This is a genomic window from Streptomyces pactum, assembly GCF_016031615.1.
Taxonomy (GTDB): domain Bacteria; phylum Actinomycetota; class Actinomycetes; order Streptomycetales; family Streptomycetaceae; genus Streptomyces; species Streptomyces pactus.
In genome coordinates, this window is sequence record NZ_JACYXC010000001.1 from 4,983,985 (window position 1) to 5,000,619 (window position 16,635).

The following is a 16,635-nucleotide window of genomic DNA, read 5'->3' on the forward strand; positions in this document are numbered from 1 at the left end:
GCGGGCCGGGCGGACGCGGCGGTCGGTGACCACGGCCGGTACGGAACCATGACCGCTCCCGGCGCGTGCGGCGGGCGACGCCGGATCCGGCCGGCCCGGCCGGGCCTCGGGCCGTTGGCCTCATGGGTGCCGTGGAGGGGCACAGCGCCCGCGATACCACCGGTCCCGCGCGGTACGGCCCGCGCACCCTGGTTCCGGAACGTTGTCCCGTGCCCCGGTCCTGGAAGGCAGCCGAGGCGATCCTGGGAGGCAGCCGAGCCGCCGGTCCCCGGACAGCCGTCGTGCGGTGCGGCCGTGCCCCTCGGAAGCCGCCCGGCGCCCGCCGGACGCGCGGCTCAGCCCCGTTTGACCGCGCACAGCAGGCCGTCGCCCACCGGCAGCAGTGAGGACTGCAGCACGGTGCTCTCCCGCACGGTGCGCAGCAGCTCGCGGATCTTGAGCACCTCGGCGGGCTGCACCGCCGAGTCCACCGTCCGCCCGTCCGCGAACATCCCCTCGAAGCAGACCAGCCCCCCGGGCCGCAGCAGCCGCAGCGACTCCGCGAGGTAGTCCAGGCTCTCCAGCCGGTCCCCGTCGCAGAAGACCAGGTCGTACCCGCCGTCCGCGAGGCGGGGGAGGACGTCGAGGGCGCGGCCGGGGATGAACCGGGCCCGGTTGCCGGCGAAGCCGGCCGCCCGGAACGCCTGCCGGGCGAACTGCTGGCGCTCGGGCTCGATGTCCACGGTGGTGAGCACGCCGTCCGGCCGCATGCCGTGCAGCAGGTGGATGCCGGAGACGCCGGTGCCGGTGCCGATCTCGGCGACGGCCTTGGCGTCCGCCGTCGCGGCGAGCAGGCGCAGCGCAGCGCCGGTGCCGGACGACACCGAGCGCAGTCCCGCCTCCCGGGCCCGTTCCCGGGCCCAGCGCAGGGCTGCGTCCTCGGCGACGAACGCATCGGCGAACGCCCAGCTCGTCTGCCGGTTGCCGGTAATGGCCCTCTCCTGTCCCCGTAGTTGACGCAAGCGTGACTGTAGCCGCTGGACCCGGGAACCCGCAGATGGGACCGGGCGTTGAGGAGGGATGGGGGGATGAGATGGACCAAGGCCAAATGCAGGTCAAAAATGCTTATCCGGAGCTAACGGGCGAGGTGGATATGGTAGGGGCTCTACTGGACACCACCAGAGCCGACAGGGGAGGTGCGGCTGCGGCCGGTGACCGGAGGGTGCTGAGGCGCTTTCGCAGGTCGGCCGGCGAGCCGAAATCCGTGACCGACACCGCTGACCGTTCCCGCCCGAACAGCGTCACCGGCATGGGGACCGCCACCATCGCCGAGTCCGTTCCCACCGCCACCTTCTCCACTGACGCGGATTCGCAGGCGTGGACCCCTCCCACCTGGGAGGAGATCGTCAGCATGCACAGCGGGCGGGTCTACCGCCTCGCCTACCGCCTCACCGGCAACCAGCACGACGCGGAGGACCTCACGCAGGAGGTCTTCGTCCGGGTGTTCCGCTCCCTGTCCACCTACACCCCGGGCACGTTCGAGGGCTGGCTGCACCGCATCACCACCAACCTCTTCCTGGACATGGTCCGCCGCCGCCAGCGCATCCGCTTCGACGCGCTCGGCGAGGACGCGGCCGAGCGGCTCCCCAGCCGCGAGCCCTCCCCGCAGCAGCACTTCAACGACACCCACTTCGATGCCGATGTGCAGCAGGCGCTGGACACCCTGGCGCCGGAGTTCCGCGCGGCCGTCGTGCTCTGCGACATCGAGGGCCTGTCGTACGAGGAGATCGCGGCGACCCTCGGGGTGAAGCTCGGCACCGTCCGCAGCCGTATCCACCGGGGCCGCTCCCACCTCCGCAAGGCGCTCAAGCACCGTTCGCCGGTGGTCCGCGCGGAGCAGCGCGCCGCCACGGTGGCACCCGGGGCCGTCACCGGTCCCGGGCTCACTGGGGAGGTCGGGATCGCGTGACCCGAACAGGCGGTCCGTCCCCCGCCGAGCACCATCTCGGCGACCGCCTAGCGGCTCTGGTCGACGGCGAGTTGGGACACGATGCGCGCGAGCGGGTGCTCGCGCACCTGGCGACCTGTCCGCGGTGCAAGGCCGAGGCCGACGCACAGCGGCAGCTGAAGGCGTTCTTCGCCCGGGCGGCCTCCCCACCGCCCTCCGAGGGCCTGCTGGCCCGGCTGCACAACCTCCCGGCCACCGCCCTGGAGGGGGACGACGACCGGGCGGGCCGGGCGGGGTGAGACCCGCCTGATGGGTCGCCCCGGTGCCTTCGGCGCACGGGAGGAAGCTTTCGCCTTTCTGCCCACCCCGCCGCGGGAGCGCGGCTTCCGCATCCACGAGATGGGCCGTCCGTCCCCCCGGGGCAGACGGTTCGCCTTCGCCGCCGCGGGCGCGGTGTCGCTGGCGGCGTTCGCGCTCAGCGGGACGCTGCCGCTGGACGAGACCGCCCCGCCGCGCAACCGGGCGGACGGCGCCGGCGCCGCGGTCACCCCGCCGTCGGCCCACCAGACGGCCGCCGCGGCCTCCTGGCACCTGGGCGTGCACCGCATGGACGCCGCACTGCGGACACCGGTCGGCGGCAGCGCGATGCCCGCCGTCGGTGGCCCGGTGGCGGCGCAGGTGCCCCCGGCCCTGAAGCCGCCGGCACCGCTGCCGGCGTTCCGGGCCTCCGCGCTGCCGGTGAGCACCATGCTGCCGCCGGTCGTGCAGTCGGCGCTCTCGCTCGGCTCCCCGCTTCTGCCCGCCGCGGCCACGGCGAAACCGGAGCGGACCGCCACCGCCACCCCGCGCCCCACGAAGGGCGGCCCGCCGCTCGTGGTGACCGCCACCGGCCCGAAGTAGCCGAGCCGCATCCGGAGCCCCGCCGGGGACCGGCCCCGGCGGTTTCTTCGTGCCGTGCCTCCGGTGGGCACGCCGTACCGGCGGCCGGGCCCGGCAGGGTGCGACGCCGCAACGGCCGACCGCGGGGACGGGCTCACCCGGCCCTGGAGCGACGGTCGGCCCGCCGGGGAAGGCCTGCCGGCCGTCGGCGGCCGGCCGGTGCGTGGTGGCGGGGTCGCCGCGGGAACGGCAGGCGGGCGCGCGCCCGCCGGTCGGTGCCCGTCGTTGCCGAAGCGGCGTCCGGCCGGGCCGCTCGGTGACGGCCACCATGTGACGGCCGCTGGGCGACGGTGCTGGGTGACGGCGGGCCGGTGTCGTCCTCTGCCGGCGGGCGCGCCGTCGCCCCGGCGGGGCGGGTGGTCCGTCCCGCAGGAGCCGCCGTAACCGGCCCGGTGCCGTGCCGGGCACGGGCTCCGGCGGGACACCGGGTACGGGCAGCGCGCGCTCCGGGGCGCCTGGTGCCGTGGCCCGGCGGGGTCGTCGCGTGGGCGTTCCGGACCGGCGGCCGGCAGACCGGTGCACCGCGCGTGGCCGGCCGTCCGGCGTACCGTCCGGGACGGTCCCGGTAGGCTCACGGGCCGACACCCGCCCGGTGCGCCTCGGCGCGCGGCCGCCCCGGTGGGCCGATGGTCGGCTGCGCCCGGTGGGCGCGTGGCCGGATGCCGGACCGGCGGGTGGCGCACGGGCGCACCGGCCGACGCCGGGCGGGCCCGGTGCCCGGCCGGGCACCGGACCGGCGGGCGGCACATCCGGCTCCGGCCGGGCGACCGCCGCCCGTTCGCCCGGGGGACACCTGCGTGATCCCCGGCGGACCTGGTTGAATCGCAAGCACGCGGCACGGAGCCGAGGCGGGACGGTGTCCCGGAGCTCCGCGGTCCGCGCCGTGTCCTGACGCGGGAACTCTGGGGAGATCATGGACGAGGGGAAGGCCCCCGGGCCCAAGCCGAAGTGGTGGAGCCGCCCGGCGGCACCCACCGTGCGGCGGCCGCGGAGCGACGAGCCGGCCACCGGCCCCGCCGCGGCCCGCCCGGATGCTCCCGCCGGCGGCAAAGGGTCCGCCGCGCGGCCGACCACATCCGCCGGCGAACGGACATCCGCGAGCGGATCGGTCTCCGAGCCGGCGGCCCTCGCGAACGGGCCGGCGGAGCCCGGGACCGGGTCGTCGACGACGGCGACCGCTCCGGCGCCCGCCGACGCGCCGCCGGAGCGGTACGGGGAGCGGACGGGGGCGACCGCCGGACCCGGCGGGCCGGTCAGCCCCGGAAGCGCTCCGGCCGGCCTGCCCGCCGACCGGGACGGCGCGGAGGTGCCCGCACCGCAGGACCCGGCCGGTACCCCGGAGACCTCTTCCCCCGCGGACGCCGCGACGCCGGGAGACGCCGCGACGCCGGGTGGCACCGCGCCGGACGCCCCGGCCCCGACCCCGGTTGCCGTGGAGCCGGATGCCGTCGTGGCGGGTTCCCCGACGCAGGACACCCCGCCGCGGGACGCCGTGACGCAGGACGCCGTGGAGCCGGACGCCGTCGGCCGGGGCGCGGCCGCCCAGGGCGCCCCGGCCCAGGGACGCTCGGCGCCGGACGCCCCGGCGCCTGATGAGGGCGCGGGCGTCGCCGCCCCGGAGGCTTCCGCCGGCAGCTCGGGAACCACCCGCGCCGGCACGGGCCAGGACTCGGAACCGCACGCGGGGCCGGACGCGGAACCGGGCCCTGGGGCGCCGCCGTGCCGGCGGACGCCGCGACCCCGGGTGCCCTGCCCCGGGACGCCGCCCGTACGGCGGCGACGCCACCGGCGCGGCACCCGCCGCCTCCGAGGTGCCGGCCGCCCCCGCGCCGCCGGTGCGGCCGCTGCACGACCCCGACCCGTACGGCACCCCGCCCTACGGCGGGCCCGGGCCCTGGGCGCCCGCGCCCCCGGTGCAGCGTCCGGTGCCCACGCCCGCCCACGGCACCCAGCTGCCGCCCGGGGCCCAGGCGCCGCTGCCGCACCCCGGGATGACCCCGGCGCACGGCACCCCGCTGCCGCCCGGCGCGATGCCGCCGGTGCACGGCGCGCCGCCGGCCGGGGTGACCCCGCCGCACGGCACGGCGCTGCCGCCCGGTGCGGTGGATCCGGCCGGCGCGCACCCGCCGCACCCCGGACCCGCGCAGGCCCCCGCCGGGCCGGGCACCGGATCCCAGTGGCTGGCCTACGACCCGTGGGCCGCGCCGGCCGGACCCGCTCCCGCCCGGCCCGCCCCGGCCCGGAACCGTGGCCGGCGGGGCCGGATGCTCGCCGGAGCACTGCTCGTCGCGCTGCTCGCGGGCGGCGTCGGCGGCGGCGTCGGGGCGTACCTGGAGCGCAACGGCGGCATCGGCGGCCCCGACGTGGAGCTGTCCCAGCCGCCGGCGGAGGACCGGCCCCGCGACCCCGACAGCGTGGCCGGGATCGCGGCCCGGGCGCTGCCCGGCGTGGTGACCATCCATGTCCGCGGCGGTGCCGAGGAGGGCACCGGCACCGGCTTCGTCCTCGACGGGCGCGGCCACATCCTCACCAACAACCACGTGGTGGAACCGGCCGGCTCCGGCGGCGACATATCGGTCACCTTCAACGGGGGAGAGGTGGCGCGGGGCCGGGTCGTCGGCCGGGACGGCGGCTACGACCTGGCGGTCATCAAGGTGGACAACGTCTCCGGGCTGCGTCCGCTGCCGCTGGGCAACTCCGACTCGGTGCGGGTGGGCGACCCGGTGGTGGCCATCGGCGCCCCGTACGACCTGGCCGGCACCGTCACCTCCGGCATCATCAGCGCGAAGGAACGTCCCATCACGGCCGGCGGGGAGAAGGAGGACGGCAGCGACGTCAGCTACGTGGACGCGCTGCAGACCGACGCGCCGATCAACCCCGGCAACTCCGGCGGCCCGCTGATGGACTCCAAGGCCAGGGTGATCGGCATCAACAGCGCGATCCGGGCCGCCGACGACGGCACCGGGCTCGGCGGCGGCCAGGGCGGCAGCATCGGCCTGGGCTTCGCCATCCCGATCAACCAGGGCAAGCGGGTCGCCGAGGAGCTGATCAACACCGGCCGGGCCAGCCACCCGGTCATCGGCGTCACCCTGGACATGACGTACCCGGGGGACGGCGCCCGGGTCCACACCCGGACCGAGGACGGCAGTCCCCCGGTGAAGCCCGGCGGGCCGGGCGACCGGGCCGGCATCCGGCCCCGGGACGTCATCACCGAGGTGAACGGCGTCCGGGTGCGCAGCGGCCAGGAGCTGATCGTCAAGATCCGCAGCCACCGCCCCGGTGACCGGCTCCAGCTGACGGTGGAGCGCGGCGGCGAGGAACGCACGGTGACGCTCACCCTGGGGTCGGCGGACAGCGACTGACCCCACGCGGGAGCCGCGCCGCGCACCGCCGGGTCGGTCCCGCCGGGCGGTCGGGCCGGCGTACCGGCCGGCGGTGGCCTCGCGCGGGAGTGCCGGCCGTGCCGCCCACCGGGGTGAGGTCCCGCAAGGGCCCGGACCCGCACGACGGGCCGGGCCCTTACGGACGGCCCGGAGCGTTGGGCCGCTCGCACCCCGCCCGGGCGGCCGGGCCGGGCACCGGACCAGGGGCGCGTGACAGGGGCACCGGGCCGGGGGCGCGGGACAGGTGCGCCGAGCCATGGCGCGGGCGGACGCGTGCGCCAGGGCATGGGCGGACGCGTGCGCGGGACGTGGGCGGACGTGCGTGCCGGGGCGTGGGCGCCGGGCCGGAGGCGGGGCCGGTGGCCGGTCGCGGCGCCCGGCGGCCGGTCGCCCGTTGTTGGCCCGGCCGTCTCCCTGCCGACCCCCGCGCCAGGTACCGTGTTCAGTGGCCCGGACCCGGGCCGCCGACGTCTCAAGGAGCTGCACCGTGTTCTTCGACATAGGACCCCTGGAGATGATCGCCCTGATCATCCTCGCGGTGCTCGTGTTCGGGCCGGAGAAGCTCCCGAAGGTGGTGCAGGACGTCACGCGGTTCATCCGCAAGGTCCGCGAGTTCTCCGACAGCGCCAAGCAGGACATCCGGTCGGAGCTGGGTCCGGAGTTCAAGGACTTCGAGTTCGAGGACCTCAACCCCAAGACCTTCGCGCGCAAGCACATCCTGGACAAGGACGAGCTGGGGCTGAAGGAGATCCGCAGCAGCTTCGACCTCCGCAAGGAGATCACCGAGGTCGCCGACGCGGTGAACGGCCGGGAGAGCGACCCCGTACGGAGCACCGGCACCCCCGCCGTGGCGCCCCCGCTGGCGCCTTCCGGGGGCTCCGACCTGCTGCGGAAGCGGGAGAGCCCGGCCGCGCAGGAGCGCCCGCCGTTCGACGCCGACGCCACCTGAGCCCCCGTATGCCCGGCGCGCTCGTCCCGTATGGCTATCCTCCCATTGTCCGGGGTGAGGTCGCCTGAAGGGGGGCGGGCCGCCCACGAGCAGGGCAACGAGGAGGCTCCGCGTAGATGGAGACGGTGAGTCGGGCAGGGGTACAGGAGGAGGGCGCCGGTTCGCCGGGTCTGTCCGCCCCTCCAGCCGCGTCGGCCGTGCCCGGGATGCCCCCTGAGGCCCGTCGCACGGTGGACGGCTATCTGATGGCGGCGTTCCCCTGGTACGGACTGGACGACGCGTTCACCGGCCCGCGCTGGCTGCTGGAGGTCGGCGCGAGCGCGGACGGCACCGTGGAGCACGGCGCCACCGGCCACGGCGACGAGCCGTCGCTGCGGTCCGAGGTGGACGCCGAGGCACGGGAGCGGCAGCGTTTCGCGGTGGTGGTCACGGTCGCCGGCCGGCCGCTGCGGGACAGCGCGGACGGCACCGGCCTGCTGGAGGCCACCTCGGCGTCCTCGGCGGCCTGGCTGGCGGGCTCCGGACTGTTGTCGTGCACCTGGCCGTCGAAGATGGAGCGGGCGCTGCGCCAGGACTGGCTGGACCAGCAGACCGCGCTCGCCTGGGAACTCGCCGACGACCTGGACGGCCCCGGCTGGTCCCAGCTCTCGCTGCCGGTGGACGGCGTACCGGCGACCTTCCACTACCGCGAGTCCGAGTACGGCTGGGTGCTGGCCGGCTCGGCGGGCGACGGCGTGCACGTGGGGGCGTACGGCCGGGGCATGAGCGCCTACGGCCTGGGCTTCTCGGTGATCAAGGACATCAGCAGCTACGGCTGAGCGCGGCCGGGACCGGGCCGGCCGGTCGCCCCGGCCCTCCCGCGCCGGACCGACGGGTGCCAGGGCACGACGGACCTTCCCGCCCGGCCCCACTCCCGTCCCGGCCCCACTCCCGTAGGGGCTCCCCGGCACATCCGTAGGGCACCTGGGGCCCGTACGGGTTTCCCCGAGCCCGGGCACACCCGTAGGGGACTCCCGGCCCCGGCACACCCGTGGGCGACCTGCGGCCCGTAGGGGCCCCGGCACACCCGTAAGGGACCTGGAGGCCCGTACGGGTCACGGCGCCCCCAAGGGTGCCATCCCGTACGGGCCCTCTCCGACGTCCCCGTAGGGGGCCGTCCCGGCGTACCCGCAGCGGCCCGGCGGAAGACCCCTACGGGCTCCCGCCCGCGGAACGACATCCCCGGACCGCCCGTCGGGCGAGGGCGCCCGTGTCCGGTGTGCCCGCACCGCGGCGGCCCGGCAGGGCGGTACGGCGGCGCGGTGGTGGTCCGGGCGGGCCCGGCACACCGCACGGCGGCGCGGTGGGGAGGCCCGGGCGCGGTGACGCACCAGGGGCGGCCGCCCGGAGATCCGGACGACCGCCCCTGGTTCCGGCGGTGGGAGTGGAGACTGCTCGGTAATCGGCGAACCGGCCCGGCGGCAGCGCCCGGCACCTCGACCCGGCCGGGCACGACCCGCCCGGTGCGTCCGGGACCCGCCCCGGCCCGGCCGCGACCGGCGACACCGGCCCGGGGGCCGGGGGTGTCAGAACTTGTTGCGCGGGGTGATGCCCAGGGACATCCCGGCCAGCCCGCGCTGGCGCCCGCCGAGCTTGCCGGCGATGGACCGCAGCGCACTGCCGGCCGGCGACTCCGGGTCGGTCAGCACGACCGGCTTCCCCTCGTCGCCGCCTTCGCGCAGCCGCACGTCGATGGGGATGCTGCCGAGCACCGGCACCGTGGTGCCGGTGGTCCGGGTCAGCCCGTCGGCGACCAGCTGGCCGCCTCCGGTGCCGAACACATCGACCATCTCGTCGCAGTGCGGACACGGCAGCCCGGACATGTTCTCCACCACGCCCACGATCTTCTGGTGGGTCTGCACCGCGATGGACCCGGCCCGCTCGGCCACCTCGGCGGCGGCCTGCTGCGGCGTGGTGACCACCAGGATCTCGGCGTTCGGCACCAGCTGGGCCACCGAGATGGCGATGTCACCGGTGCCCGGCGGCAGGTCCAGCAGCAGCACGTCCAGGTCGCCCCAGTACACATCCGCCAGGAACTGCTGGAGCGCCCGGTGCAGCATCGGGCCGCGCCATACCACCGGGGCGTTCCCCGGGGTGAACATGCCGATGGAGATGACCTTCACGCCGTTCGCCGACGGCGGCATGATCATGTTCTCGACCTGGGTCGGACGGCCGTCGGCGCCCAGCATCCGGGGCACCGAGTGGCCGTAGATGTCGGCGTCCACGACGCCCACCTTCAGCCCGTCGGCGGCCATCGCGGCGGCCAGGTTCACCGTCACCGACGACTTGCCCACGCCGCCCTTGCCGGAGGCCACCGCGTACACCCGGGTGAGCGAGCCGGGCTTGGCGAACGGCACCTCGCGCTCGGCCTGGCCGCCGCGGAGCGAGGCCGCCAGCTCCCGGCGCTGCTCGTCGCTCATCACGTCCAGCTCAACGGTGACCCCGGACACCCCGGGCACCCGGGACACGGCGTCGGAGACGTTCCGGCTGATGGTCTCGCGCATCGGGCAGCCGGACACGGTCAGGTAGACGACCACCGCGACCGAGCCGTCCGCCGCGATCTCGACCGATTTCACCATGCCCAGCTCGGTGATCGGCTTGTGGATCTCCGGGTCATTCACCGTGGCGAGCGCGGCGCGCACCGCTTCTTCGGTCGGCACGGGGCCCGTGGGAGTGTCGGTAGCCATGACCCGATGGTACGGCGCGGAGGCGACCCGCCGGTAAGTCCCTCAGCGGTCGCGTTCCTCACTCTCCGGCGGGAATACCCCACGCTCCGCCAGCTCCCTGACCAGGTCCTCGAACTCGGACCGGATCCAGTCCCGGGTCGCCACCTCGCCGAGCCCGGCCCGCAGCGCCGCGACCTCCCGGGTCAGGTACTCGGTGTCGGCGATGCTGCGCTCGTTCTGCTTGCGGTCCTGTTCGAGGTTGACCCGGTCCCGGTCGTCCTGCCGGTTCTGGGCCAGCAGGATCAGCGGGGCGGCGTACGACGCCTGGAGCGAGAGCATCAGGGTCAGGAAGATGAACGGGAACTCGTCGAACCGCAGCCTCTCCGGGACGGTGGTGTTCCACAGCACCCACACGGTGATGAACGCGGTCATCCAGATGAGGAACCGGCCGGTGCCGATGAAGCGGGCGATCCGCTCGGAGGCGTGCCCGAACTCCTCCGGGTCCCACGACGGCCGCCAGGAGCGCCGCCGGCCCTTGGGCTGGTCCAGCCGGACGCGGTCACCGGCCACCGGCCACCCCCGGCGGACGGGGCACGCGCCGCGCCTCGTGCGCGCCCCGCGGCGGCTGCGCGCCGCCCGCCCCGGGGACGCCCGCGCCGCCCGCCCCGGGGACGTCCACGCCGTACAGCGCCTGCTCCCGCCAGTCCTCCGGCAGCAGGTGGTCCAGCACGTCGTCCACCGTCACCGCGCCCAGCAGCGCGCCGCCCTCGTCCACCACCGGCGCGGCCACCATGTTGTACGTCGCCAGGTAGCCGGTCACCGCGGGCAGCGGGGCGTTCGGCGGCAGCGGACGCAGATCGGTGTCACAGACCGCGCTGACCAGCGTGAACGGCGGGTCCCGCAGCAGCCGCTGGAAGTGCACGGTGCCCAGGTACTTGCCGGTGGGGGTCTCGTCGGGCGCCCGGCACACGTACACCTGGGCGGCGAGCGCCGGGGACAGGTCGGCGTTGCGGACCCGGGCCAGCGCCTCGGCGACCGTGGCGTCCGGCAGCAGCACCACCGGATCGGTGGTCATCATGCCGCCCGCGGTGCGCTCCTCGTACGCCATCAGCCGGCGCATGTCCGCCGCGTCCCGGGGCCGCATCAGGCCCAGCAGCCGCTCCTGCTCGTCCTCCGGCAGCTCGGAGAGGAGATCGGCCGCGTCGTCGGGGTCCATCGCCTCCAGCACGTCCGCGGCCCGCTCCTGGTGCAGCTTGCCCAGGATCTCCACCTGGTCCTCGTCCGGCAGCTCCTCCAGCACGTCCGCCAGCCGGTCGTCGTCGAGCGCCGCGGCCACCTCCGCGCGGCGCTTGGCGGACAGGTGGTGCAGCACGTTCGCCAGGTCCGCCGGGCGCAGCCGTTCGAAGGTGGCCAGCAGGTTCTCCGCGCCCTGCTCGTGCTCGGGGACGGAGAAGCCGGTGACCGCCGACCACTCCACGGTCAGCGTCTCCCCGGAACCCTTCCCCGCGCCGCCCTTCCAGCGCAGCCCGCGCGCCCGCCGGCCGGCGCCGCCCTTGCGGACGAAGACCTTGTCGATCTCCCAGTCGCGGCGGGCCGGCAGCTGGGAGATGGCGATGTCCAGCACCGTGACCTCCTCGTCGGACTCCAGCAGCCGCACCCGCCGGTCGAGCAGTTCGCCGAGCACCAGGGTCTCGCTGCCGCGCTGCTGGAACCGGCGCATGTTGATCACGCCGGTGGTGATGACCTGGCCGGACTCCACCCCGGTCACCCGGGTCATGGGCAGGAAGATCTGGCGGCGGCTGGCCACCTCCACCACCAGCCCCAGCACGCGCGGCGGCCGGCCGCCGATGCGCAGTGTGGCGACCAGGTCGCGGACCCGTCCCACCTGGTCGCCGTTGGGATCGAAGACCGCGACGCCCGCCAGATGGGACACGAACACCCTCGATCCGCCCGCCGCCATCCCAGCACCTCCCGTCGCCCGTGCCGTACCACCACGCGAGATAACCCCACATATCCCCGCAATGCGGATTCAGGCTAACGCGCCCCGTCCCGCGCCGCCGTCCCGGTGCGGGACCCTGCGGGCGGCTCCCCGCCGCACCGGTACGCTGCGGTCTGCATCGGCATCAGGAGGCGGAGCAGACGTGCGCATCGGGAACATGGCTCGCACCGGAGCGATGTGCGTGGGACTGGCCGTGGCGCTCGTGGGATGCGGCGGCGGCGAGGAGAAGGATCCCGACGAGGGCACCAACGGCGTCGGCCGGCTCCCGGCCGCGAAGATCGAGACCAAGGCGCGGAAGGCGGCCCTCGGCGCACGCGCGGTGCACCTGTCGGGAACCGTGGTGAGCCAGGGCCGCTCCTACCGGCTCGACATGCGGCTGAAGGAGGACGGCGGGACCGGGCAGGTCTCCACCAAGGACGCCACCTTCGAGCTGCTGCGGGTCGGCGAGGACCTCTACCTCAAGGCCGACGCGGACTTCTGGACCCACGAGGAAGGTGCCCAGGGGGGCGGCGGGACCGGGAACGGCACCGGCACGGGGGACACCGGCGGCGACTCCGCCGGGACCGGCAGCCCGGGGGGCCCCGACGCCGACGACCGGGCCGCCGCCCGCAAGCTGGAGGACAAGTACGTCAAGGTGCCGGTCGGGGACCCCTCGTACCAGCAGCTCGGCGGCTTCACCGACAAGAAGGTGCTGCTCGACGGGCTGCTGGGGCTGCACGGCACCCTCACCACCGGCGACCGCGGCGAGGTGGCGGGCGTCCGCACCATCCGGGTGCTGGCGGGGAAGGGCAGCGGCGGATCGGTGGACGTCTCCCTGGAGGGCGCCCCCTACCCGCTCCGCCTCCAGCGGGCGGGCGACGCGGGCGTCATCCGGCTCGCCGACTGGAACCGCGACTTCGAGCTGACGGCGCCGGAGAAGAAGGACGTCGTGGACTACGGGCAGCAGCTGCCGGCCCACGACTGACCACCGGCGGCGGGAGCGCACGTCCGGGCCGACCGCCCGCGCCGCGGGGTGCTCTCCCGGGCCGACGGCGGGTGCTTTCCCGTTGCTTTGCCGTGCGGGTGCGCGCTTTCCCACCGCCGGCGGGGCGCCGGCGGTGGTTCCCGCGTCGCCGGGTGTTTCCCGTGCCGGCGGCCGGTGCCGGTGGCCGCTTTCCCGCGTCGGCGTCCGGCGGGCGCGGTGGGTGGAGCGGTGGCGCGGCGGTCCGGCCGTGAGGCGGGCGGCGGCGGTCCGCGCCGGCGGCCCGGGGGGTGTTCCGGGGTACGTTCCGGTGGCGGCGGAGCCGGGCGGGGTCAGCCGCGTGCGCGGCGGCGGCGCCCCAGCAGCTTCGGCAGCGCGGCGGGTACCGGACGCCGGGTGACCGCGGGGCTGGGCAGCGGACGGGCCGCGAGCGAACCGTCCGGCAGCGGGTGCGGCGCGTCCGGCAGCGGCTCCAGCCGCAGCACCCGGCACTCGGCCGCCCACCGCTCGGTGATGCGCTCCGCGTCCGGCGCGTTCAGCCGCTTCCCCTTCAGCTCCCCGGCCGCCGCGGTCCACTCCTCACCGGACACCGCCGGTTCGGTGACGCGGGCCGGCCAGGACACCAGCCGGCCGCCCTTGTCCTTGCTGCGCACCGTCACGGTGGCCGTCCCCCCGTCGGTCAGCCCCAGGCCGTCCAGCGGCTGCTCGCCCGGACCGCCGACGACGTACGCGGCGCCGTCGTGCCACACGTGCCACAGCGACCGGGTGGCGCCCTGGGGGCCCTCCACCCAGATGAGGCCCGACTTCTTGGTCGCCTCCTCGATGAGGGCGCGGTCCATCAGCGTCTGCGTCATGACGCTCACTGTAGGACCCCGCCGCGCCGCCCAGCCGCCCCGGCCGGGCGGCCCCCTGCCGCCCCGCCCGTCCCGGCCCCGGTGGCCGGCACGCCGCCCGGTGGCCCGCATCGCGCCCCCGGCCCGGCCCCCGGCCCACCCGGCTCCGCGCGCCCGGCCGCCCAGCTCTCCCCGGCTCCGCGCCCTGCGCCGGGTCCCGCCGCCGGCGCTCGCCCCGCGTCCTGTGCCGCCGTGGCCGGAGACCCCGGTGCGCGCCGCGGCCCGTCACCCGGCACCCGCAGGGTGACAGTTCCGTCCCGGACGCACGCGCCTTACCCTGGGCCGGTGAACGCCGCTCGTCCCCGCCCCCGGTCCGCCGCCCGCCGTCCCGCCCCCGCTCTCGCCGGCCGGGCCGGCCGGGGGACGCGCACGGCACCGCCCCCCGTGGCCGGTTCACCCCCGGTACCGCCTCGCTGGACGTGGTGCTGCTCGCCGTCGCGGTGGCCGGCATCTCGCTGTCCGCCCCGCTGATCGCCGCCACCGCGGCCCCCGCGCTCGCCATCGCCTTCTGGCGCAACGCCATGGCGATCGGGGTGCTCACCCCGTTCGTGCTGCTGCGCCGCGGGCTGCGTGCCGAGGTGTTCGGCATGAGCCGCCGCACGCTGCTGCTCTCCGCCGCCGCGGGCGTGCTGCTCGCGGTCCACTTCGGCGTCTGGCTGCCCAGCCTCCACATGACCTCGGTCGCGTCCTCCACCGCCCTGGTGACCACCACGCCGATCTGGGCCGCGCTGCTGCTGCGGCTGCGCGGGCACCGGCCGCCGGCGGCCACCTGGACCGGGATGGCGGTCGCCTTCGTCGGGGTGCTGCTGCTGACCGGTGTCGACCTGTCGGTGTCGCCGCGCGCCCTGGCCGGGGACGCGCTGGCGCTGGCCGGCGGGATGGCGGCCGCCGGGTACGTGGTGCTCGGTGCCGAGGTGCGGCGCACCGCCAGCACCACCGCGTACACCTATGTCTGTTACGCGGTGACCGCCGTGCTGCTGGGCGCCGCCGCCCTGATCCAGGGGGCCGGGATGAGCGGCTACAGCGGGGAGACCTGGCTGAAGCTCGCCGTGCTCACGGTCACCGCCCAGTTGCTCGGCCACACCCTCATCAACCGGGTGGTGAAGGGGCTGGGGCCGTCGGTCACCTCCACCGCGATCCTGCTGGAGACCCCCGGGGCGGCCCTGATCGCCGCGCTCTGGCTGGGCCAGACGCCTCCGGTGATCGCCTATCCGGCGCTGGCGGTGATCCTGGTCGGACTCGCCCTGGTGATCCGTGCGGACCGCCGGGGCGGCGGCGCGGAGGACGGCCCGGTGCGGGCCGCGGAACCCGCCGCCTGAGCCCGGGCCCGCCGTGGGCGCGCCCGGGACGGGCCGCCGGCGTGCGGCCCGGGCCCGCCGCTACAGCCAGCCGTTCCGCCGGAAGCTGCGGTGGATGGTGAAGCAGATGCCGACGATCACCGACATCACCGCCGGGTAGCCGTACCGCCAGCGCAGCTCCGGCATGTGCTCGAAGTTCATCCCGTAGACGCCGCAGATCATGGTGGGGACGGCCACGATCGCCGCCCACGCGGTGATCTTCCGCATGTCCTCGTTCTGTGCCACGGTGGCCTGCGCCAGGTTCGCCTGGAGGATGGAGTTGAGCAGGTCGTCGAAGGAGAGCACCTGCTCGTTGACGCGGGCGAGGTGGTCGGCCACGTCCCGGAAGTACTTCTGGATGTCCGGGTCGACCAGCCGCATCGGCCGCTCGCTGAGCAGCTGCATCGGGCGCAGCAGCGGCGACACGGCCCGCTTGAACTCCAGCACCTCCCGCTTGAGCTGGTAGATCCGTCCGGCGTCGCCCCCGCGCCGGGTGCCCCGGCCGCCCCCGGCTCCGCCGCCGGCCGAGAAGACGTCGATCTCCACCTCGTCGATGTCGTCCTGCACGGCGTCCGCGACCGCGATGTAGCCGTCCACCACCTGGTCGGCGATGGCGTGCAGCACCGCGGAGGGGCCCTTGGCGAGCAGTTCGGGGTCGTCCTGGAGGCGGTGCCGCAGCGCCCGCAGCGAACCCTGGCCGCCGTGCCGGACCGTCACGATGAAGTTCCGCCCGGTGAAGCACATCACCTCGCCGGTCTGCACCACCTCGCTGGTGGCGGTCAGCTCGGCGTGCTCCACGTAGTGGATGGTCTTGAAGACGGTGAAGAGGGTGTCGTCGTACCGCTCCAGCTTGGGCCGCTGATGGGCGTGGACGGCGTCCTCGACGGCCAGCGGGTGGAGCCCGAACTCCTCGGCGATACCGGCGAATTCACGCTCCGTCGGCTCGTGCAGGCCGATCCAGGCGAACCCGCCCTCGGCCCGTACCCGGGCCATCGCCTCGGACGGCCCGACGTGGTCGCTGACCCGCCTGCCGTCCCGGTAGACGGCGCAGTCCACGATGGCGCTCGACGCCGACGGGTCGCGGGTGGTGTCGTACGGCTGCGGGGTGTGGCCCCTGCGCAGGGCGGGACGGACGGCTGCGCGCAGGTCGCGGATCATCGACATGGCGGGCTCCTTCACGGGCCGGCCGCCGGCGCACCGCACGCGGGACGCAGCGCGGCCCGGAAGGTGGACGTACATGGCTACGGTGAGCCGTACGCCCGCAAAGCGGGCGGCACTCCTCCGCATGGCACCGGCGGGGAAGAACGCAGAAACGGGAACGAAGCGAGACGAGAACGCTCAACCGCCTGCGCTGCGGACGCCGGCACACTTCTCGTGTTTCCACTGCCGGACAGTGGGTACGGAAGGGTCAGATCACCGGGGAAGGCATCCGAGCGGGACGACGGAAGAGCTGCCGGTACTGCACGGTCGACTCGGATCCACCGCAGCCCCACCTCCTCCGGCCGGTCCCCGCTGGGGGACGACGTAACTCCCTGGGCAGAC

14 protein-coding genes are annotated in these 16,635 nt (G+C 75.9%); 8 read left to right on the top strand and 6 right to left on the bottom strand.

Going from position 1 to position 16,635, the window contains the following annotated elements; all coding sequences use genetic code 11:
* Nucleotides 1-335: 335 nt before the first annotated feature.
* Nucleotides 336-1,001 (bottom strand): O-methyltransferase, encoded by a 666-nt coding sequence (locus IHE55_RS19580; RefSeq protein ID WP_197990203.1) that lies wholly within the window; start codon nt 999-1,001, stop codon nt 336-338.
* A gap of 131 nt (nt 1,002-1,132) precedes the next feature.
* Between IHE55_RS19580 and sigE the strand changes: the two genes are divergently transcribed.
* The 6 genes from sigE to IHE55_RS19605 all read left to right on the top strand — a co-directional run bounded on the left by sigE (nt 1,133) and on the right by IHE55_RS19605 (nt 8,016).
* Nucleotides 1,133-1,948 carry an RNA polymerase sigma factor SigE gene (gene sigE, locus IHE55_RS19585; RefSeq protein ID WP_197990204.1) on the top strand — a complete coding sequence of 272 codons (816 nt, stop codon included), beginning with the start codon at nt 1,133-1,135 and terminating at the stop codon, nt 1,946-1,948.
* The gene (locus IHE55_RS31530; protein ID WP_307826745.1) at nt 1,945-2,226 is read left to right on the top strand and encodes an anti-sigma factor family protein; all 282 of its coding nucleotides are present in this window, start codon (nt 1,945-1,947) and stop codon (nt 2,224-2,226) included. The genes sigE and IHE55_RS31530 overlap by 4 nt, the downstream gene beginning before the upstream one ends.
* Nucleotides 2,227-2,236: 10 nt before the next feature.
* On the top strand, nt 2,237-2,827 hold the full coding sequence (locus tag IHE55_RS19590; RefSeq protein WP_232265628.1) for a hypothetical protein: 591 nt from the start codon (nt 2,237-2,239) through the stop codon (nt 2,825-2,827).
* A gap of 1,874 nt (nt 2,828-4,701) precedes the next feature.
* The gene (locus IHE55_RS19595) at nt 4,702-6,228 is read left to right on the top strand and encodes a S1C family serine protease (RefSeq protein ID WP_307826747.1); all 1,527 of its coding nucleotides are present in this window, start codon (nt 4,702-4,704) and stop codon (nt 6,226-6,228) included.
* Nucleotides 6,229-6,736: 508 nt separating this feature from the next.
* On the top strand, nt 6,737-7,198 hold the full coding sequence (locus IHE55_RS19600; RefSeq protein ID WP_197990206.1) for a sec-independent translocase: 462 nt from the start codon (nt 6,737-6,739) through the stop codon (nt 7,196-7,198).
* 116 nt (nt 7,199-7,314) lie between these two features.
* Nucleotides 7,315-8,016 (top strand): hypothetical protein, encoded by a 702-nt coding sequence (locus IHE55_RS19605; protein WP_372442698.1) that lies wholly within the window; start codon nt 7,315-7,317, stop codon nt 8,014-8,016.
* Nucleotides 8,017-8,763: 747 nt separating this feature from the next.
* On the opposite strand, the gene IHE55_RS19610 is transcribed toward IHE55_RS19605, so the two are convergent.
* From IHE55_RS19610 to IHE55_RS19620, 3 genes are read right to left on the bottom strand one after another with little or no spacing between them, the layout of a single operon-like run.
* The gene (locus IHE55_RS19610; RefSeq protein WP_197990207.1) at nt 8,764-9,924 is read right to left on the bottom strand and encodes an Mrp/NBP35 family ATP-binding protein; all 1,161 of its coding nucleotides are present in this window, start codon (nt 9,922-9,924) and stop codon (nt 8,764-8,766) included.
* A gap of 42 nt (nt 9,925-9,966) precedes the next feature.
* Complete coding sequence (locus tag IHE55_RS19615; RefSeq protein WP_197990208.1) at nt 9,967-10,473, bottom strand: DUF1003 domain-containing protein; 507 nt, start codon at nt 10,471-10,473, stop codon at nt 9,967-9,969.
* On the bottom strand, nt 10,463-11,863 hold the full coding sequence (locus tag IHE55_RS19620) for a magnesium transporter MgtE N-terminal domain-containing protein (RefSeq protein WP_197990209.1): 1,401 nt from the start codon (nt 11,861-11,863) through the stop codon (nt 10,463-10,465). Before IHE55_RS19620 ends, IHE55_RS19615 begins: the two co-directional genes overlap by 11 nt.
* A gap of 196 nt (nt 11,864-12,059) precedes the next feature.
* Here IHE55_RS19620 and IHE55_RS19625 point away from each other — a divergent pair, with 196 nt between their 5' ends.
* Nucleotides 12,060-12,866: a hypothetical protein gene (locus tag IHE55_RS19625; RefSeq protein WP_197990210.1), complete on the top strand. Its 807-nt coding sequence runs from the start codon at nt 12,060-12,062 to the stop codon at nt 12,864-12,866.
* 329 nt (nt 12,867-13,195) lie between these two features.
* Here IHE55_RS19625 and IHE55_RS19630 read toward each other — a convergent pair whose 3' ends face one another.
* The gene (locus IHE55_RS19630) at nt 13,196-13,717 is read right to left on the bottom strand and encodes a hypothetical protein (RefSeq protein ID WP_197990211.1); all 522 of its coding nucleotides are present in this window, start codon (nt 13,715-13,717) and stop codon (nt 13,196-13,198) included.
* A gap of 458 nt (nt 13,718-14,175) precedes the next feature.
* Between IHE55_RS19630 and IHE55_RS19635 the strand changes: the two genes are divergently transcribed.
* The gene (locus tag IHE55_RS19635; RefSeq protein WP_372442699.1) at nt 14,176-15,075 is read left to right on the top strand and encodes a DMT family transporter; all 900 of its coding nucleotides are present in this window, start codon (nt 14,176-14,178) and stop codon (nt 15,073-15,075) included.
* Nucleotides 15,076-15,135: 60 nt separating this feature from the next.
* On the opposite strand, the gene IHE55_RS19640 is transcribed toward IHE55_RS19635, so the two are convergent.
* Nucleotides 15,136-16,257, bottom strand: a complete 1,122-nt coding sequence (locus tag IHE55_RS19640) for a magnesium and cobalt transport protein CorA (RefSeq protein WP_197990212.1) — start codon at nt 16,255-16,257, stop codon at nt 15,136-15,138.
* Between the last annotated feature and the right edge of the window lie 378 nt (nt 16,258-16,635).